The 18,407-nt window shown below is 64.1% G+C and carries 16 protein-coding genes; 9 read left to right on the top strand and 7 right to left on the bottom strand.

The window, feature by feature from the left end; translation table 11 throughout:
* Positions 1-8: 8 nt before the first annotated feature.
* The 7 genes from RXV90_RS12240 to RXV90_RS12210 form a co-directional block, all read right to left on the bottom strand.
* Positions 9-719, bottom strand: coding sequence for a ThuA domain-containing protein (locus RXV90_RS12240; protein ID WP_316649021.1), 711 nt, complete (start codon positions 717-719; stop codon positions 9-11).
* Positions 716-1,588: an NAD(P)-dependent oxidoreductase gene (locus tag RXV90_RS12235; RefSeq protein ID WP_316649018.1), complete on the bottom strand. Its 873-nt coding sequence runs from the start codon at positions 1,586-1,588 to the stop codon at positions 716-718. The genes RXV90_RS12240 and RXV90_RS12235 overlap by 4 nt, the downstream gene beginning before the upstream one ends.
* A complete protein-coding gene (locus RXV90_RS12230; RefSeq protein WP_316649015.1) occupies positions 1,585-3,096 on the bottom strand; it encodes a sugar ABC transporter ATP-binding protein in 1,512 nt (503 codons plus the stop codon). The genes RXV90_RS12235 and RXV90_RS12230 overlap by 4 nt, the downstream gene beginning before the upstream one ends.
* Positions 3,093-4,094 (bottom strand): ABC transporter permease, encoded by a 1,002-nt coding sequence (locus tag RXV90_RS12225; RefSeq protein WP_316649013.1) that lies wholly within the window; start codon positions 4,092-4,094, stop codon positions 3,093-3,095. The genes RXV90_RS12230 and RXV90_RS12225 overlap by 4 nt, the downstream gene beginning before the upstream one ends.
* Before the next feature lie 13 nt (positions 4,095-4,107).
* Positions 4,108-5,007 carry an ABC transporter permease gene (locus RXV90_RS12220; protein WP_410482365.1) on the bottom strand — a complete coding sequence of 300 codons (900 nt, stop codon included), beginning with the start codon at positions 5,005-5,007 and terminating at the stop codon, positions 4,108-4,110.
* Positions 5,008-5,152: 145 nt separating this feature from the next.
* The gene (locus tag RXV90_RS12215) at positions 5,153-5,950 is read right to left on the bottom strand and encodes an SDR family oxidoreductase (RefSeq protein WP_316649009.1); all 798 of its coding nucleotides are present in this window, start codon (positions 5,948-5,950) and stop codon (positions 5,153-5,155) included.
* Between the two features lie 84 nt (positions 5,951-6,034).
* Complete coding sequence (locus RXV90_RS12210; protein WP_316649007.1) at positions 6,035-6,991, bottom strand: sugar ABC transporter substrate-binding protein; 957 nt, start codon at positions 6,989-6,991, stop codon at positions 6,035-6,037.
* Positions 6,992-7,293: 302 nt separating this feature from the next.
* Between RXV90_RS12210 and RXV90_RS12205 the strand changes: the two genes are divergently transcribed.
* The 9 genes from RXV90_RS12205 (at position 7,294) to lpdA (ending at position 18,406) form a co-directional block, all read left to right on the top strand.
* On the top strand, positions 7,294-9,030 hold the full coding sequence (locus RXV90_RS12205) for an ABC transporter substrate-binding protein (RefSeq protein ID WP_316649006.1): 1,737 nt from the start codon (positions 7,294-7,296) through the stop codon (positions 9,028-9,030).
* Between the two features lie 31 nt (positions 9,031-9,061).
* Complete coding sequence (locus RXV90_RS12200) at positions 9,062-9,868, top strand: SDR family NAD(P)-dependent oxidoreductase (RefSeq protein ID WP_316649004.1); 807 nt, start codon at positions 9,062-9,064, stop codon at positions 9,866-9,868.
* 112 nt (positions 9,869-9,980) lie between these two features.
* Positions 9,981-11,288, top strand: coding sequence for a M24 family metallopeptidase (locus tag RXV90_RS12195; protein ID WP_316649002.1), 1,308 nt, complete (start codon positions 9,981-9,983; stop codon positions 11,286-11,288).
* A gap of 58 nt (positions 11,289-11,346) precedes the next feature.
* Positions 11,347-12,348, top strand: a complete 1,002-nt coding sequence (locus tag RXV90_RS12190) for a thiamine pyrophosphate-dependent dehydrogenase E1 component subunit alpha (RefSeq protein WP_316649000.1) — start codon at positions 11,347-11,349, stop codon at positions 12,346-12,348.
* Between the two features lie 12 nt (positions 12,349-12,360).
* Positions 12,361-13,356: an alpha-ketoacid dehydrogenase subunit beta gene (locus RXV90_RS12185; protein ID WP_316648999.1), complete on the top strand. Its 996-nt coding sequence runs from the start codon at positions 12,361-12,363 to the stop codon at positions 13,354-13,356.
* Complete coding sequence (locus tag RXV90_RS12180; protein WP_316648998.1) at positions 13,346-14,656, top strand: biotin/lipoyl-containing protein; 1,311 nt, start codon at positions 13,346-13,348, stop codon at positions 14,654-14,656. The genes RXV90_RS12185 and RXV90_RS12180 overlap by 11 nt, the downstream gene beginning before the upstream one ends.
* A gap of 16 nt (positions 14,657-14,672) precedes the next feature.
* On the top strand, positions 14,673-16,130 hold the full coding sequence (locus RXV90_RS12175) for an NAD-dependent succinate-semialdehyde dehydrogenase (RefSeq protein ID WP_316648997.1): 1,458 nt from the start codon (positions 14,673-14,675) through the stop codon (positions 16,128-16,130).
* 9 nt (positions 16,131-16,139) lie between these two features.
* Positions 16,140-17,018: a 2-oxo acid dehydrogenase subunit E2 gene (locus RXV90_RS12170; protein WP_316648995.1), complete on the top strand. Its 879-nt coding sequence runs from the start codon at positions 16,140-16,142 to the stop codon at positions 17,016-17,018.
* 8 nt (positions 17,019-17,026) lie between these two features.
* Complete coding sequence (gene lpdA, locus RXV90_RS12165; protein WP_316648993.1) at positions 17,027-18,406, top strand: dihydrolipoyl dehydrogenase; 1,380 nt, start codon at positions 17,027-17,029, stop codon at positions 18,404-18,406.
* Position 18,407 lies beyond the last annotated feature (1 nt).

Genomic DNA, 18,407 nt, shown 5'->3' with positions numbered 1-18,407 from the left:
ATAACGGGTCAGGCCGTCCGGCCCTCCGCCGCCCAAAGCGCCCCGCGCTGGATCATCTCAGTGACCTGCGGGAGTTTCAGGTCATCCAACTCATGCCCGATCGAACAATAGAACACCCGCCCCCGATCCCACCGCCGGGTCCAGACGACGGGGATTACGGTGCCCTCGATCCACCAAAGGTGATCTCCGGAAAACGTGGTCGTCGCCAGCACCTCGTTCGACGGGTCGACCAGCATGTAATACTGCTCCGACTTCAGGCGAAACGACCGGATCCCCTGCACCAGCGGATGGTCGGGTCGGCAGATCGTCACATCGTAATCGACGTAATCCTCTTCCGGCTGAAGGTTGTCCGGCCAACCCGGCGGATGCGCCACGAATTGCCCGCCGATCAGGAAGTGATAGGTCGGCCGGTCGCGGAACGCATCGCCCATATGCCCGTGCCACCCGGCGATGCCGCAGCCGTCGCCGACAAGCTTCAGAAGCCCGTCCTCCTGCGGTTTCGTCATGTTGCCGAATTCCTCGCGGTGGCCCGACCGGGCCGACGACCAGATCGGCGTGATCAGATCCACGTCGGCCAGCGCCTCGGGCGTCTCAAGCGGCTCAAGCGTGTCATAGATGTCTACGCTGAACCCGTTCTCCTTCAGAAGCGCCTCGTACCAATCACTGAACAAGGTCGGGCGATGCCCTTCCCAGCCTCCGACGAACAGCGCAGCTTTCATTCCTTGCCCTCTCTCATGAAATTCAGCATCGCGGCCATGTCGCGCGCGCCGTAGCCCTGCGCTTCGGCCTTGCCCAGGGTTTCAAGCGTCACCCGCCCTTGCGGCATCGCGGTGCCCAGTGCCTCCGCAAGGGCCGCCGTGATCTCCATATCCTTCCTCGCCAGCGCCACCGTGAAGGTCACCTCATGTGCCGCCTCGTCGAGGTAAAGCGGCCTGCGATAGCCAATCATCGGCGCCCCCGCCGCACTCGCCTCAATCACATCGAACGCAGCCTCGGGCGCAATCCCCGCAGCCTCCGCCAAGGTCACCGCCTCCGCCAGCGTCTGGTTAAGCCCGTGGATCAGTGAGTTCACGGCAAGCTTCATCACGGCTCCTGCTCCGGGCGTTCCCAGAAACACGGTCTTCCGCCCCATCGTGTCGAGAACGGGGTGCGCGGTCTCAGCCGCCTCTTCCGTGCATCCCGCCATGATCAGAAGCGTCGCAGCCTCCGCGGCAGGGGTGGAGCCTGAAACGGGCGCATCTATCACAACTGCACCCTCCGGCGCCGCGTAACAGAGCGCGGCGATATGGGCAGGGCTCATCGTCCCCATCTCTACGAAGGTCTTCGCCCGCGTCCCCGCGAAAAGCCCCTCAGGACCGTTATGCACGGCCACTGACGACGGATCGTCCGCCAGCATCGTCACGACGATATCCGCCTCGGACGCCAGTGCGCGCGGGCTCTCTGCCACACCGCAGCCGATCTCCCCCGCCAGCGCCTCAGCCCGCGCCGCCGTCCGGTTCCACAGAACAAGCTCGTGGCCCGCCCGGCGGATGTTCCGCGCCATCGGCGCGCCCATCCGGCCAAGGCCGGCGAAGCCGACCCGGCTCATGCGGCGCTGTCGACGCGAATGCCCGAAATCGCCTGGATCAGGTTGTCTTCCGTCACCTCTTCCGACGTGAAGGTCCGGATCACCTCGCCGCTATACATCGCGACGATCCGGTCCGAGACGTGAAGCACCTCGGGCATCTCCGACGAGATCACGATCACCGCATAACCTTGCGCCGCAAGATCGCGAATAAGGTTGTGGATCTCAGATTTCGACCCCACGTCGATCCCGCGGGTCGGTTCGTCCACGATGAGGACACTGGGGTGCATCGACAGCCATTTGCCGATCACGATCTTCTGCTGGTTCCCGCCCGAAAGGTTCCCCACCACCTGCCGCCAGCCCGGCGTCCGGATATCAAGCTTGTCACGATACTGGTCGAAGATCGCCACTTCCGACCCTTCGGCCACGAACGGACCGGCAGTCAGGTCATCGACCTGCGGCAGGGTCATGTTGTCCCGGCAGTTCATGCCGAGAACCAGCCCCTGCCCCTTACGGTCTTCGGGTACAAGGCTGATCCCCCGTGCGATCGCGTCGGCGGGCGAATGAATGCGCACCTCCTCGCCATCGAGAAGGATCTGCCCCGCTGTCGGATCGCGCAGTCCGAACAGCGTCTCCGCGATCTCCGTTCGCCCTGCGCCCACAAGGCCGTAGAACCCCACAACCTCGCCGCGCCGCACCTCGAAATTCACATCCCGGTACAGATCACCACAGGACAGACCGCGCACTTCAAGCGCCACGCCGCCCAGCTCGTGACGGCTTGCATTCCTGCTCAGATCGAGGCTTCGGCCGATCATCAGCTGGGTGATCTCGTCCTCGTTCGTCTCTGCGGTGTTCAGCGTCCCGCGATACTGCCCGTCCCTCAGCACGCTGATCCGGTCGGTGATGCGGAAGATCTCTTCCATCCGGTGCGAGATATAGATAATCCCCACACCTTCCTTCTGAAGATCCTCGATCACGTCGAACAGCACGACCTTCTCGGCGTCGGTGAGCGAGGCGGTGGGCTCGTCGAAGATCACCGCCCTCGCCTCATGGGTCAGCGCCCGTGCGATCTCCACCATCTGCTGGTTGGCGATCGACAGATCCCCCACCCGCGTCTTCGCGTTGAACCCAACACGCAGCTTTTCCAGGATCGCATCCGTCTCGGAATAAAGCTTGGTCCAGTCGACCCGGCCAAAGCTCTTGCGCGGCAGTTCGCCCAGCCAGATATTCTCCGCCACGCTCAGTTCCGTCGCGAGGCTCAGTTCCTGGTGGATGAAGATGATACCCTTGGCCTTCGCCTCAAGCGGCGTGGTCATCACGACCGGGGTTTCACCGATCAGGATCTGGCCTTCATCGGGCTGGTAGATCCCGCCCAGCACCTTCATCAAGGTCGATTTGCCTGCGCCGTTCTCTCCCATCAGGGCATGAACCTCGCCGGGAAGGACGCTGAAGGTCACCCCATCCAGCGCGCGCACGCCCGGAAAGGTCTTCACGATGTCTTCGAGGCGCAGAACCGGGGTCTGGTCGGTCATATCTTCAAGGCCTCCTTGCCCTTCACGTTAAGCTGCCGGTCGAGGAACAGCACGGCGATCAGGATCAGACCGATCACGAGGTTCACAGTCGAGGTATCGGCCCCCATATGCGCCAGTCCCTTCCTGAGAAGCTGGATCGCCAGCACCCCGCCGAAGGTGGAGATGACAGAACCCGCGCCGCCGGTCAGCTTCGTGCCCCCCAGAACCACGGCGGTAATGATCCACAACTCGTAAAGCTCCCCGTCATTGGGGTTGACCGAACCGCTTTCGGAATAGAACACCACCGCCGAAAGCGCCGCCAGAAACCCGATGATCATGAAGTTGATCATCATGTGCGGGCCCACCCGGATCCCGGCATTCACCGCAGCATCCCGGTTGTCGCCGATCGCATAGGCGTTCCGCCCATGCACCGTCTTCGTCATCAGAAGCCAGATCAGAAGCGTCACCGCCAAGAGGAACCACGTGGGCGTGTGCAGCCCCAAAAATTGCGCCTCGGCAAAATCGACGAGCGTCCAGTTCAGGTGGCTCGTCGGCTGCTCGCCATTGTACATGAAGACAAGGCCACGATAGCCCAGCATCGCGCCCAGCGTCACGATGAACGCATCCACCCCCGTCTTCCAGACGATGAACCCGTTGATCGCACCAAGGATCGTGCCCGTGAGCAGCGCCAGCGCCCAGGCCACCGGGATCACCCAGTCGCCGAGGCCCGCGAAGATCGGCCATGTCATGCTGTCGAGAAGCACGATCGCCGCCAACGCATATGTCGCCCCCACCGACAGGTCGATATTGCCGTTGATCATGACGATGGTCATTCCCATCGCAATGATCCCGATGGGGGCCGACTGCTTGAAGAGAAGCAGCATGTTGCCCGCGTCCATAAACGCCTTGTCGGTGACCGCGAACATCTCTCCCACCGTAGAGAAGAAGATCAGTTCGAGGACGACAAAACCCCAGATCGCGCCGCTTTTCAGGAAGGTCGAAACCGTGCCGGGTGCCATTGGTCGTTCTCCCTTAAGCGATTGGCGACAGAAGCCGGCCACGCTTGGCCGCGATATCAAGCCAGACGGCCAGAATGATGATCACCCATGTCACGACGTACTGGGCGTAGAACTGAAGGCCCATCAGCAGAAGGCCGTTCTGAATGAAGCCGAGGATCAGAACCCCGATCACCGTCTTGAAGATCGTGCCCGACCCGCCAAGAAGCGACGCGCCGCCAAGAATGATCGCGGCCAGCACCTCAAGCTCCAGCCCCTGGCCCACGGTGTTCTGGCTGCCGAGCGACCGGCTGGCCTGGATAAGTCCCGCCGTCGCCACGCAGAACGCGCTCATCACGTAGCACATGAAGACGACGCGGGCGCGGCGAATGCCCGAGAAGGTCGCCGCCGTCCCGTTGCCGCCCACGGCGTAGACTTTGCGCCCGAAGGGCGTTTTCGCCAGCACGATCCCCAGAAGCGCCGCCAGCGCCACGAAAAGCAGGATCGGGACCGGGACGCCAAGCGCATCGCCCTGCCCGAAGACGGCGAACCAGGTGCCCTCCTTGTCGGCGATATCCATGTTCTTGCCGCCCGAATAGGTCAGCGTCAGCCCGTGGATCGCCGACAGCATGCCAAGCGTCACGATCAGGGAATTCAGCTTCAGGTACCCCACCAGGAACCCGATGAACGCGCCAAGACACAGCGTCATCGCGAACATCGCGGGGATCGCCAGCGTCGGCCCGATCTTGTCGTGCAGGTCCAGCACCACGATGGTCGAGAAACTCATCATCGAGCCGACGGAAAGATCGAGGTTGCCCGAGATCACGACGAAGGTCACCCCAAGCGCCATCACGCCCAGGATCGCCGACGACCGGATCACCCCCATCACGTTGTCGGGGTCGAGGAACCGGCTGTTGGCCAGCGTGAAACCAATCATGAAGACGGCAAAGGCCACCAGAATTCCGTTCCGGGCCAGGAACGCGCCAATTTTCGCGCCCGACAGCCCGCCGGCGCCCCGTTCCTTCGTCACGTCCTTGTTCGCGGCGTCAGCCATTTCCGTCCTCCCTCGCGCCGGTCCGGTGTCAGACCAGCGTCATGCCTCCGTCGATCATGACGATCTGCCCCGTCATGTAGTCGCTGTCTTTCGAGGCAAGGAACGTCGTCGTCCCGGTAATATCCTCGGGCCGCGCCACGCGGCCTTTCAGGATCTCCGAGGAAAACTCCTCCATCGCCTGCCCCGGGCGCTCGGACGCGCCGATTTCCATGAGGTCGCGGTCGACCTCTTCCCACATCTCGGTGGCCACGACCCCGGGGGCAAACCCCGTGACGGTGATATCGTGCTTCGCCAGGTCGCGCGCGCCCGATTGCGTCAGCGACACGACGGCCCATTTCGAGGCGCAATAAGGCGCCACATTGTCGAACCCCTGCCGGCTTGCGATCGAGGCGGTATTGATGATCTTTCCGCCCGTGCCCTGAGCGATCATCTGGCGCGCGGCTTCCTGCATTCCGATGAGGCAGCCAAGCCCGTTCACGCCCATGATGAAATTCCAGTTCTCCTCAGTCACATCAAGGAAATTCAGAGGCTTGTTCACGCCGGCATTGTTGAACTTCACGTCCAGCTTGCCGAAGGCGTCCACGGTATGCGCGATCATATCCCTGACCTGCGCGCGATCGGTGACGTCTACGGCGGCATGGGTGACTTTCGCGCCCTGCCCCTCTGCCCGCGCCTTCGCGGCCTTGGCGGCTTCAGCAGCCTGCGCGCCATTGATGTCGGCAAAACAGACATCGGCGCCTTCTGCCACAAGGGCGTCTCCGATGGCACGGCCAATACCGCGCGCCGCGCCGGTCACTATGCAGGAACGGCCAGATACTCGGCCCATGACGCAACCTCCCATTCGCGTCCCGTACGGTGCGCGAGGCCGGAATGCGGCCCCGCGCGGATCTTTTCTTGCAAAAAGCGGGTCTTAGAAGACCGGCTTCGTGAAGTCGCCCATGTTGTCCTGGGTGATCTTCGGCGTGTCGAAGTAGTTCAGGAACGGCACGTCCTTGCCTTCAAGCACGTCGATCGCGGTTTGAAGCGCGGCCTTCGCATCGTCGACCGGCGACTGGTAGATCGAGCCCCAATAATCCCCGGCAGCCATTGCCTCGTAGCCCACGGCAAAGTTCGTGGCGCCCACGAAGATGATGCCGTCGCGGCCCGCGGCCTTCGCGGCGTTCAGCGCGCCGACGCCCATGTTGTCGTCACCCGCATAGACGCCGTCGATGTCGTCATACTTCACGAGGAATGCTTCCATGACCTTCTGCGATTTCTCGCGGTTCCAGTCACCCGGCTGGGTTTCCAGCGTCGTCACGTTCGGGCAAACCTCGGGCAGACGCTCGTCAAAGCCCTGCGCCCGCTCGATCGCGGTGGTGTAGCCGGGCTGGCCGGTGATGTGCACGATCTGGGCCTCGTTCTCGATGCCCATTTCCTTGAACTTGTCGCACATGATCTCGGCCGAGCGCTGGCCCTGAGTGATGTTGTCCGGTCCCGAGAAAGATTTCACGAAATCAAAGCCCTGCTCGGCGATGTTCGAGTTCGTGACAATCACCGGAATGCCGGCCTGATGCGCCTTGCGAACAGCAGGGATCACCGCTTCCCCATTGGTCGGCCAGATGATGATGGCATCAACTTCCTGCTGGATCAGATCTTCCATCTGGGCGATCTGGCGGGCCACGTCGCCGCCGGCATCAAGCACGACGGTCTCCACGCCGTCATTGCCGTCCGCGGCCTCGATGAAGGCTTTTTCATAGGTCGTCTGATAGCTGTCGACGCCCACGTTGTTCTGGGTGATGCCAATCTTGAAAGTGTCGGCAAAGGCAGCGCCGCCAAAGGTCAGTGCGGCGGTTGCCGTTGTCGCCACAAAAGCGTTGCGAAGTTTCATCAGGGTCTCCTCCCGGATTATCCCGTGCTACAGTTATTGTTCCGAAGCGCCCCGTTCGGACGCGTGTCACTCGAACTCGAACGACTGCGTCGAACTTTGCCGAATCTCTCACATCCGAGTTGCTGTCTATTTATCCATTTCGGATAATGTAATATCCATTTTGGATAATTCTACCATGTCAGGTGGATGCCGTTTTGAACATTTTCGATGGGAAGGCCGTCATGAACAAGCGCTATTTATCCAGATCCGACAATTCTGCATCGCAGCGGTCCGATACGAAAACGCACGATCGAAAGAGTTCGATGAGCATGATGGGAGGACATAGTATCGCAAACCCGGTCTCGCCCCAGGCGAAGACCGAAATGCTTGATATCCTGTCCTTTCTCGAAGATCTGAGCGACGAGTTGGAAGACGGGTCGGAACAGGCCGCCCCCAATCCTCACCTCCGTATGGCGATGCACCTCCTGCTCGGTCATTTCGAGGCGCGAATCGTGACGCCCACCTCCTTGATCGGCGCCAGTCGCGTGCCCTACGCTACCGCCACCCGGCGCCTGAAAGAGATGGTCGAGGCCGGTCTCATCGAGCAGCGTCCGCGCACGCGGACGGGAAAAAGCTTCTCGATGCACCCCAGCGACAAGCTTCTTTCGCAATGGACACAGCTCTGTGGCCGCATCCGTCGTCTGGCTGAAGATCGCTTCGCCGGAAACGCCAAGGCCCCGGACACGAAAGACTATTACTTCGGCGGAAGCTACTCCGCCGCACAGTCGATCCCGCCCCTACCGATCCGCCCAGAACCGCTTAAGGCGCCAGGCGGCGTGCGCGTGCTCGTCCATGGCGACCCGACCTTCATGGTGATGGACAACCTCAAGCGCCAGTTCGAACAGGCGATCGGCTGCCACATCAACCAGCGCGCGTTCTCGATCGACCGGCTGCGCGAAGAAGCGCGGCGCAACGCCGCCCGCTCCGCCAGCCGCTACGATATCATCGCCGTCGATCTGCCCTGGATCGGCGAATTCGCGCAAAACAACGTGTTGATGGCGCTCGAACAGGCGATGGATATCGCGCGCCTCGATCCGGCGGATTTCCACACAGCTGGCTGGAAGGCAGCGCATTGGGGCGGGCGCGCCTACGGCGTCCCGGCCCAGACAACGCCGGAACTCCTGTTCTACCGGAAAGATCTCTTCGCGGCCGCCGGCCTCCAGCCGCCTGTCACGACCGAAGCGCTTCTCGAAGCCGCCAAGGTGCTGCATGATCCGCGCCGTGGCAGCTACGGCTTCGCCTGGAACGCGGCACGCGGCACCGCACTCGGCCACACCGTTCTGATGACCATGGCCGATTTCGGCCAGCCGGTGCTTGATCTGCCGGAAATCGCGGGCGGCTTCGAAACCGAACACCTCGCCAGCGGCGACTACCGCCCGACAATCGACAACGAGGCGGGGCTCCGCGCCGCGGAATTCCTGCTCGAACTCCTGAAATACTCACCGCCCGATATCCTCTCGATGTCGTGGTACGAGCGCATCCGCCCCTACGCGGCGGGGCGTATCGCGATGACCTACGGGTACACGCTCCTCGCCCCCTATTTCGAACTCGACGAAACCTCGCCCGCCTGCGGCCAGACGGGCTATCTGCCCCACCCCGCGGGCCCCGGCGCCAACCCGATCGCGCCGGTCGGAGGTTACGTCATGGGCATCCCCGCCAACCTGCCCAAGGAACGCATCCCCGCGGCGGTCGAGGCGCTCATCGTCTTCACCTCGCCCGAAGCGCAGAAGCTTTACGTCCAGAACGGCAGCCGCACCAACCCGCGCTACTCCGTCGCCGCCGATCCCGAGGTGCGCCGCGCCTCCCCGATCTTCGAGGCGGTGGACGGAATGTCCTGGCGTGACGAGTTGCAGTTCTGGCCGCGCCCGCCGATCCCCGAGATCTCCGGCATCATCCAGATCTGCGGCGAGGAATTTCACGACATGCTGCGCGGCATCGTCAGCCCGCGCGACGCGCTGCGCAAGGCCCAGGAACGGGCCGACGCCCTGATAGAAAATTAGCGGAATACCCGTGACACGAGGAGGAAAGACTATGGACCCGAACCGCCTGAAAGGTAAAAATATTCTGATCACCGGCGCCGCCCGCGGCATGGGCGAGGCGAACGCCCGCCATTTCGCCGAACAGGGCGCGAATGTCTGCCTGGGCGATCTGAACCTCGACGAGGCGCAGGCGGTGGCCGACGACATCAACGCCGCCGGCAACGGCAAGGCGATCGCGGTCAAGATGGATGTCACCAAGCGCGAGGATAACGCCGCCGCCGTCGCCGCCACCGTCGATGCTTTCGGCGAAATCAACGTGGGCCTCTTCAACGCGGGCCTCAACAAGCCGCGCTTCTTCATGGACATCGACGAGGACAACTGGGACCTCATCATGAACGTGAACACCAAGGCGATGTGGCTCGGCATGCAGGAAACTGCCAAGCAGATGATCGCCCAGGGCAAGCGCGACTACCCCTACAAGCTGATCAACGTGGGCTCCATCGCCTCCCGCAAGCCGCTCGTGGACGTCACGGTGTACTGCACCTCGAAATACGGCTGCCTTGCGCTGACCCATTGCGGTGCGATCGCGCTGTCGGAACACAACATCACCGTCAACGGCTACGCGCCAGGCGTCGTCGTCACTCCGCTCTGGGAACAGCTCGACAAGGATCTCGTCGATATCGGCTTCAAGGAAAAGGAAGGTCAGGCGTATGAGGATATCGTCCGCGACGCCCTCCAGATCAAGCGTGTCTCCTATCCTAAGGACGTGCAGGGCACAGCGGCGTTCCTCGCCAGTTCCGACAGCGACTACATGACCGGCCAGATGATCCACATCGACGGCGGCTGGTGCATCCAGTGATCGGCACCGGCCACCTGGCCGGCACCCTCCCCATCCCTGCGTCGGGCTGCGCCCGCGCTTGTCATCCGTGCGCGGGCCGGACCGCGCCCTGCTTCCCGAAAGGAGCAACACAATGAACATTCAGAACCAGGCTTTGACGCCCAACGTCCTCACACCCCAGGATCTCGAACCCAACTGGCGCTGGGAAGGCCGCCTGCCCGCCTGGGGCCACACCTCGGTGGATTTCGAGCGTCGTATCGATCACGATCGCCTGCGCCGCTACCGGCTCAGCCGCACCCGCCAGGCGCTGAAGAACTCGAACGCGGGCACGCTCCTGCTCTTCGACGTCAACAACATCCGCTACGTCTCCGCCACCAAGATCGGTGAATGGGAACGCGACAAGATGTGCCGCTTCTGCCTGCTGACCGGCGACGACAGCCCCTATGTCTGGGATTTCGGCTCTGCCGCGATGCACCACAAGAAGTTCTCCGACTGGCTTGAGCCCGAACATTGCCGCGCGGGCGTCGTCGGGATGCGCGGCACCATCCCGCCCGAATTCGGCCTGATGCGTAAATACGCCAAGGAAATCGCGGGCCTGATCCGCGATGCCGGCATGGCCGACATGCCCGTGGGCGTCGACTATGCCGAAACCGCGATGTTCCATGCGCTGAAGGAAGAAGGCCTGAACGTCGTCGACGGCCAGCAGATCATGCTCGCCGCCCGCGAGATCAAGAACTGGGACGAGATCCAGCTCCTCACCCAGGCCGCTTCGATGGTCGATGGCGTCTACCACATGATCTACGAAGAGCTGAAGCCGGGCGTCCGCGAAAACGACATCGTCGCGCTCTCGAACAAGATGCTCTACGAAATGGGCTCCGACGACGTCGAGGCGATCAACGCGATCTCGGGCGAGCGCTGCAACCCGCATCCGCACAACTTCACTGACCGCTACTTCCGCCCCGGCGATCAGGCGTTCTTCGATATTCTCCAGTCCTATCAAGGATATAGAACCTGCTATTACCGCACGTTCAATATCGGCCGCGCCACGTCGGCACAGCGCGATGCCTACACCAAGGCGCGGGAGTGGATCGATGCCTCGATCGACCTGATCCGGCCCGGCGTCTCGACGGATGTCGTCGCCCAGGCCTGGCCCAAGGCTGAAGAGTTCGGCTTCCCTGACGAGGATTCCGCCTTCGGCCTCCAGTTCGGCCACGGGCTGGGCCTGGCGCTCCACGAGCGCCCGATCATCAGCCGCGCGGTCAGCCTCGATCACCCGATGGAAATCCAGACGGGCATGGTCTTCGCGCTGGAAACCTACTGCCCGGCCGCCGACGGCTACTCCGCCGCGCGGATCGAGGAAGAGGTCGTCGTCACCGATACCGGCGTCGAGGTCATCTCGCTCTTCCCCGCCGAAGAGCTTCCGATCGCGAACCGCTACTAATCTCCCTGAAACTGCCCGGGCCCTCGGGTCCGGGCGCTTTTCGCAAGAGCCTGTATCCATGAGCCCCGCAAAGAAGAAATCAAACGCCGAAGACTACATGCGTATGTACCGCCAGATGGTGCGCATCCGCACCTTCGAGGACAACGCAAACCAGCTCTACCTCTCGGCCAAGATGCCGGGGCTGACACACATGTATTCCGGCGAAGAAGCCGTCGCGGTCGGCATCTGCGAAGCGCTGACCGATGACGACCGCATCACCTCAACCCACCGCGGCCACGGCCATTGCGTGGCCAAGGGGGCCGAGTTCAAGGAAATGTTCTGCGAACTTCTGGGCAAGGCCGAAGGCTATTGCCGCGGCAAGGGTGGATCGATGCACATCGCCGACCAGAGCCACGGCAACCTTGGCGCCAACGCCATCGTCGGCGGCTCCATGGGCATTGCCACCGGCTCGGCGCTGCGCGCGAAACTCCAGGGCAAGGATGACGTCACCGTGTGCTTCTTCGGCGACGGCGCAACCGCGCAGGGCCTGATGTACGAGGTCATGAATATGGCCGCGCTCTGGAACCTGCCGATCATCTATGCCTGCGAGAACAACGGCTATTCCGAATACACCAAGACCGAGGAAATCGCCGCCGGCTCCATCACCGCCCGCGCCGAAGCCTTCGGGATCGAGGCGCACCAGGTCGACGGGCAGGATGTGCTCGCGGTGAACGACCTCACACAGAAACTCGTTGCCCGCGCGCGGAAAGGCGAGGGCCCGTTCTTCGTCGAACTGATGACTTACCGCTACCACGGGCACCACGTGGGCGACATCAACCGCGAGTATTACCGCTCGAAGGATGAAGAGAGCGACTGGAAGTCGAACCGCGACCCGATCATCCGCATGCGCGGCTGGCTCGTGGAACAGGGCCTCGCCTCGGAAGAGGAAATCGAGGCGATGAATGAAGAGATCCGTTCCGACGCCGAAGCCGCGGTCGAATACGCGCTGAACGCGCCCTACCCGGATGCCGGCGAAGTGGACATGCACGTCTTCACCGACGTCAAGCATGCCTGCGCCTGAGGAGATATGACGATGCGCGACATTACCCTGTCACAGGCCGTGAACGAGGCGCTGGCCGAAGAAATGCGCCGCGACGAGACCGTTTTCATCATTGGGGAGGACGTGGCCGAGGCCGGCACCCCCTTCAAGGTGCTCTCTGGCCTTGTCGAGGAATTCGGGACCGACCGCGTGATCGACACGCCCATTGCCGAACCCGGCTTCATGGGCATCGCGGTCGGCGCCGCGATGACGGGCGCCCGGCCCGTGGTCGATCTTATGTTCGGAGATTTCATCTTCCTCATCATGGATCAGCTCTGCAACCAGGCAGCAAAGACCCATTACATGTCAGGCGGCAAGCTCAAGGTTCCGCTGGTCCTGCGCACCAATCTCGGCGCCACCCGACGCTCCGCCGCGCAGCACTCGCAATCGCTCCACGCGCTTGTCGCCCATATCCCGGGCCTCAAGGTCGCGCTGCCGTCATCGGCCTACGAAGCCAAGGGGCTTCTGAAAACCGCGATCCGTGACGACAACCCCGTGGTGATCTTCGAAGACAAGCTGATGTACCAGGAAAAGGCCCCGGTGCCCGAGGAAGAATTCCTGATCCCCTTCGGCGAAGCGAACGTGAAGCGCGAAGGCACCGACATCACGCTCATCGGCACCTCGTCCATGGTGCAGGTCTGCGAAAAGGCTGCCGAGATCCTCGCGGGCCAAAACATCAGCGCCGAGGTCATCGACCCACGCACCATCGTGCCGCTGGACGAGGAAACCCTCCTCGCCTCCGCCCGCAAGACAAGCCGCGTGATCGTCGTCGACGAAGGCCATCAAAGCTTCGGCGTTACCAGCGAAATCGCAAGCCGGATCAACGAGAAAGCCTTCTACCACCTGGACGCTCCGGTCTTCCGCATGGGCGCGATGGACGTCCCCGTGCCCTTCTCGCCCGCGCTCGAGGATCTGACGGTGCCGACCCCCGAAGGCGTCGCCGAAAAGGCCCGCATGCTCTGTGCCGGAGAGTTGATCCATGCCGCTTGACGTCATCATGCCGGCCCTCGGCATGGCGCAGGAAACCGGCGTCATCGTCGCGTGGCACAAGAAGCCCGGCGATCCGGTCGCCGAGGGCGATGTGCTGTTCGAGGTCGAAACCGACAAGGCCACGATGGAGGTCGAGGCCCAGGGCTCGGGCTTTCTCGGCGGCGTCACCGCCAAGGAAGGTGACGAGGTCGCTGTCGGCAAGACGATCGCGCGCATCTCCGACAGTACCGACGACGCGAGTTCCGAACCTGAAACGGAAGCCGGGGCCCCTGCCCCCGACAGCGGCGGGACGGAAGCGCTTCCCGACGGCAAGCCCGTCATAATGCCCACCCTGGGCATGGCCCAAGACAGCGGTCTTCTGGTGGCATGGCTTGTGGAGCCGGGCGGCAAGGTCGGCGCCGACGACCCGCTCTTCGAGGTGGAAACCGACAAAAGTACGATGGAAGTGCCCGCAGGCGTCGACGGCTATCTCGCCGCGCGGCTGGCCGAAGCGGGCGAAGACGTGCCGACCGGCCAGACCATCGCGATCATAAGTGCCGAGCCTCCGGAAAACCCGGTCACGCGCAGCGCGGCCTCGGGCGCGCCCGCTCCGGCACCAAAGGCCGAGGCGCCATCCAGGGAACCGGCGGCGGCCCCCGCGCCGCGCGCCACTCCTGCCCCGGTCAAGGCCGATGCGTCGTCCACAGACCGCATCCTCGCCTCGCCCAAGGCCCGCCGCCTCGCGCTGGAGCAGGGGCTCGACCTTGCGCGCCTCGCCGCCGCCGGTCATCCCCAGCCGTTCCACGTCAAGGATCTCGAAGCGCTGAAGGCGCTCCCCGCAGAAACACCGGCGGAAGCGCAGGCAGGCGGCCCCGCCGCCCGTCATCTTACCGCCGAGGTTCCGGGCGAGGCGTTTGCGGAATTCTGCGATTGGGCAGCGGCACAGGCAGGCCTCGGCGATCCCTCAGTGCTTCTCGCCGGCCTCGCCGGCGGCTGCCTTGATCGCGACACGGTGCTTGTCGCGCACGAAGCGCCAGGCCGACGCCGCCTCTTCACCGTCCCACGGGGCGCGGCCCTTGGCGCGGTCTCCGAGGCCGAGGAGGGCACGCCCGATCTCATCCTCCGCGACCTGCGCCTTACGCGCCTCACCGCGCTCACCCTCGGGGCCGAAGAGGCGCCCACCCTCACTCTCACGCGAAACGGCGCGGGCGTTACTATCACACTCGAATGCGCGGCAGGCCAACTCTCCGCCCCCGCCGCCGTCTCGCTTCTCTCCGATGTCGCCGGCCGGCTGGAGCAACCGCTCCGCGCCCTGCTCTGACCGAAGGATTACCGATATGACCGCCCACGAACCGAAATTCGACACGCTTCCCGCCGATCTCTATATTGGCGGCAGTTTCCGCCCCAGTGCCGATGGCACCCGCTTCGACGTGATCAACCCGGCGACGGAAACCGTGATCGCCTCCGTCGCCTCCGCCGAGATTTCCGACGCTGACGCCGCCCTCGACGCCGCCGAGACAGCCATGGCCGACTGGGCGAAGCGCACGCCCCGCGAACGCTCCGAGGTTCTGCGCAAGGCGTGGGAACTGATGACGGCGCGGCTTGAAAATTTCGCCCATCTCATCACGCTCGAGAACGGCAAGGCCCGCGCCGACGCGATGGGCGAGGCCACCTATGCCGCCGAATTCTTCCGCTGGTTCGCGGAAGAGGCGGTGCGCGCCGACGGGCTCATCACCCGCGCCCCGGCCTCGGGCGCCCGCATCATGGTCCAGCACAAGCCCGCGGGCCTCGCCGTTCTCGTCACACCCTGGAACTACCCCGCCGCCATGGGCACCCGGAAGATCGCACCCGCTCTTGCGGCGGGCTGCGCCGTCATCATCAAACCGGCCTCCGAAACCCCGCTGACGATGCTCGCGCTCATGCCGCTTCTCGAAGAGGCGGGCGTGCCCCCGGGCCTCGTCAACGTCCTGCCGTCGAAGCGGACGGGGCCCCTCGTCGATCACCTGATGCACGATCCCCGCGTCCGCGTCGTGTCCTTCACCGGCTCCACCGGCGTCGGCCGCACGCTCCTGAAATCCGCCGCGGATCAGGTTCTGAAACCGGCAATGGAACTTGGCGGGAATGCCCCCCTTCTCGTCTTCGAGGATGCCGATCTCGACGTGGCCGTCGAAGGCGCGATGCTTGCCAAGATGCGCAACCTGGGCGAGGCCTGCACGGCGGCCAACCGTATCTACGTGCACGAAGCCGTGGCCGAGGCCTTCACCAAGCGCCTGACCGACGCCATGTCCGCCCTCAAGATCGGCGACGGCACCGATCCAAGCGTCGATGTCGGCCCGCTCGTCAACGCCAGCACCCGCGACAAGGTCGCCGAATTCGTGGAAGACGCGGTGTCCAAGGGTGCCAAGCTCGAATGCGGCGGCACCGTCCCCGAAGGCAAGGGCTACTTCTACCCGCCCACCGTCCTCTCGAACGTCCCCGAAACCGCCGATTGCGTCCATGACGAGATTTTCGGCCCCGTCGCCGCGATCCAGACCTTCACCGATCAGGAAGACGTGATCCACCGCGCCAACGACACCGAATATGGCCTCGTCGCCTATGTCTTCTCCGAAGACTTCAAGCGCGCGCTCCAGGTCTGCGAACGGCTCGATTACGGCATGGTCGGGCTTAACCGCGGTCTCGTCAGCGATCCGGCGGCGCCCTTCGGCGGCACCAAGCAATCGGGCCTCGGGCGCGAAGGCGGGCATGAGGGCATGCTCGAATTCATGGAAACTCAGTACATCTCTTCAAGCTGGTAGGGCGCACTCATGTCAGACGTCATCGCACCGCCCTCCGTCCGGGCACTGGCCCGCGAAAAGGGCATCGATCTCGACGATCTCGCGAAGAAGCTCGGCCGCACGAGCCTTGCGCGCGAAGATCTCAACGGCGGCCGCTCCGGCCCCGCCCCTGCGGACAACACCTCTTACTGGGAGGTCGACCACGCGCAGTACGGGCCAGTCACCGAAGAACCGATGAGCCGCTTCGCCCAGATCGCCGCTGGCAACCTCGCGGCGGCCAACGCGCTGATCCCGCAGGTCACCCATCACGACCGCGCCGATGTGCGCGCGATCGAAGCGCTCAGGGCGGAACTGAAGCCCGAGGCCCAGGCCCGCGGCGTCAAGCTCACAGCCCTTGCCTGCCATGTGAAGGCACTCGCCCGCGCGCTTCGCGAATTCCCCCGCTTCAACGCCTCCCTGTCGGCGGACGGCAAGACGCTGATCCTGAAGCACTACGTGCATATCGGCATCGCCGTCGATACGGCCCATGGCCTGATGGTTCCCGTGATCCGCAATGCCGATGAGAAAGGCCTCTGGCAGATCGCTTCCGAGATCACCGATCTCGCCAGCCGCGCCCAGGCCCGCAAGATCGGGCCCGACGAAATGGGCGGCGCATCGATGAGCATCTCGAACCTCGGCGGCATCGGCGGCATCGGCTTCACCCCCATCGTCAACCCGCCCGAACTGGCGATTCTCGGGCTCACCCGCACCGAAACCGTCACGGTCTGGGAGGGTCATACGCCAAAACCCGTCCCCATGGTGCCGCTCGATCTGAGTTACGATCACCGCGTGATCAACGGCGCAGACGCGGCACGGTTCACAAGCTTTCTCGCGGCGCTCCTCGCCGATCCGCGCCGCATGCTGGTCTGAGGCCGCCCATGTCCGATACCCATGCCGACCTCATTGTCATCGGGGCGGGCCCCGGCGGTTATGCCGCCGCCTTCCGCGCCGCCGATCTGGGCCGCAAAGTCGTTCTCGCCGATCCCCGCGCCACGCTGGGCGGGGTTTGCCTGAACGAAGGCTGTATCCCCTCGAAGGCCCTGCTTCATGCCGCCGAGGTGATCCGCGAGGCGGGCCACATGTCCGACTGGGGCATCGCGCTCGGCAAGCCCAGGATCGATCTCGACGCGCTCCGCGCCAAAAAGAACGGAATTGTGGAGCAGCTCACGGGCGGGCTTCAGGGCCTCGCAAAACGCCGCAAGGTGACCGTCGTAAAAGGCGCTGCCACCTTCACCGGCGAAAACAGCCTCGATATCGACGGCACGGGCTGGACGTTCGATCAGGCGGTGATCGCGGTCGGGTCCGAACCGATCCGGCTTCCGGGCTGGCCCGAGGATGACAGGATCTGGGATTCGACGGCCGCGCTCGAACTACGCGAGGTGCCAAAGCGCCTCGCCATCGTCGGCGGCGGCATCATCGGGCTCGAAATGGCCACGGTCTATGCCGCCCTCGGCTCCGCCGTCACCGTGATCGAACTCCTCGACCAGATCGCCGCCGGGGCGGATGCCGAAGCCGCGGCCATCCTGCGCACGGCGCTCGAGGATCAGGGCGTCGCCATCCACACCGAAACGAAGGTCGCCCAGATCAAGGCGACGAAAGCAGCCCTTTCGCTCACCTGCGAAGGCGATTTCACGGGCGAGATCAAGGCCGATGCCGTCATTCAGGCCGTGGGCCGCCGTGCCAATGGCGACCGGATCGGGGCGGACAAGGCGGGTGTCGAGGTCACCGATCGTGGCATCATCCCGGTGGACGCCACCTGCCGCACCGCGAACCCGTCGGTCTTCGCCATCGGCGACGTCACCGGCAACCCGATGCTGGCCCACCGCGCCACCCATCAGGGCCATGTCGCGGCAGAGGTTGCTTCGGGCCACGAGGCCGCGCTCGATACCGATCTCATTCCCTCCGTTGCCTACACGAGCCCCGAACTCGCCTGGGTCGGGCTCACCCCGGCCCGCGCGAAGGAAGCCGGCGTCTCTTACAAGACCGCAAGCTTTCCCTGGGCCGCCAGCGGCCGCAACCTCTCCTCGGGCGGCGGCGACGGGCTGACGAAACTCGTCTACTGCCCCGAAACCCACCGCGTTCTCGGCGCGACGATCGTGGGCAGGAACGCGGGTGAACTCCTCGCTGAATGCGGCCTGGCGATCGAGATGGGGGCGACGCTCGAAGACATCGCCCTCACCGTCCACGCTCACCCGACGCTGTCGGAAACCATCGCCTTCACGGCGGAACGCGCCCTCGGCACGATCACCGATCTCTGAC

Origin of the sequence: Ovoidimarina sediminis (genome assembly GCF_032586175.1) — a bacterium.
GTDB lineage: Bacteria > Pseudomonadota > Alphaproteobacteria > Rhodobacterales > Rhodobacteraceae > Ovoidimarina > Ovoidimarina sediminis.
Note: the sequence above shows the minus strand (reverse complement) of the source record. Positions and strands in the feature narration are given on the sequence as shown.

Bases quoted from the DNA above. Each gene is read 5' to 3' on its own strand.
- RXV90_RS12235 (WP_316649018.1), bottom strand. From the start codon at position 1,588: ATGAGCCGGGTCGGCTTCGCCGGCCTTGGCCGGATGGGCGCGCCGATG.
- RXV90_RS12220 (WP_410482365.1), bottom strand. From the start codon at position 5,007: ATGATTGGTTTCACGCTGGCCAACAGCCGGTTCCTCGACCCCGACAAC.
- RXV90_RS12195 (WP_316649002.1), top strand. From the start codon at position 9,981: ATGAACATTCAGAACCAGGCTTTGACGCCCAACGTCCTCACACCCCAG.
- RXV90_RS12190 (WP_316649000.1), top strand. From the start codon at position 11,347: ATGAGCCCCGCAAAGAAGAAATCAAACGCCGAAGACTACATGCGTATG.
- lpdA (WP_316648993.1), top strand. From the start codon at position 17,027: ATGTCCGATACCCATGCCGACCTCATTGTCATCGGGGCGGGCCCCGGC.
- RXV90_RS12230 (WP_316649015.1), bottom strand. From the start codon at position 3,096: ATGACCGACCAGACCCCGGTTCTGCGCCTCGAAGACATCGTGAAGACC.
- RXV90_RS12205 (WP_316649006.1), top strand. From the start codon at position 7,294: ATGAGCATGATGGGAGGACATAGTATCGCAAACCCGGTCTCGCCCCAG.
- RXV90_RS12200 (WP_316649004.1), top strand. From the start codon at position 9,062: ATGGACCCGAACCGCCTGAAAGGTAAAAATATTCTGATCACCGGCGCC.
- RXV90_RS12180 (WP_316648998.1), top strand. From the start codon at position 13,346: ATGCCGCTTGACGTCATCATGCCGGCCCTCGGCATGGCGCAGGAAACC.
- RXV90_RS12215 (WP_316649009.1), bottom strand. From the start codon at position 5,950: ATGGGCCGAGTATCTGGCCGTTCCTGCATAGTGACCGGCGCGGCGCGC.
- RXV90_RS12185 (WP_316648999.1), top strand. From the start codon at position 12,361: ATGCGCGACATTACCCTGTCACAGGCCGTGAACGAGGCGCTGGCCGAA.
- RXV90_RS12210 (WP_316649007.1), bottom strand. From the start codon at position 6,991: ATGAAACTTCGCAACGCTTTTGTGGCGACAACGGCAACCGCCGCACTG.
- RXV90_RS12240 (WP_316649021.1), bottom strand. From the start codon at position 719: ATGAAAGCTGCGCTGTTCGTCGGAGGCTGGGAAGGGCATCGCCCGACC.
- RXV90_RS12170 (WP_316648995.1), top strand. From the start codon at position 16,140: ATGTCAGACGTCATCGCACCGCCCTCCGTCCGGGCACTGGCCCGCGAA.
- RXV90_RS12175 (WP_316648997.1), top strand. From the start codon at position 14,673: ATGACCGCCCACGAACCGAAATTCGACACGCTTCCCGCCGATCTCTAT.
- RXV90_RS12225 (WP_316649013.1), bottom strand. From the start codon at position 4,094: ATGGCACCCGGCACGGTTTCGACCTTCCTGAAAAGCGGCGCGATCTGG.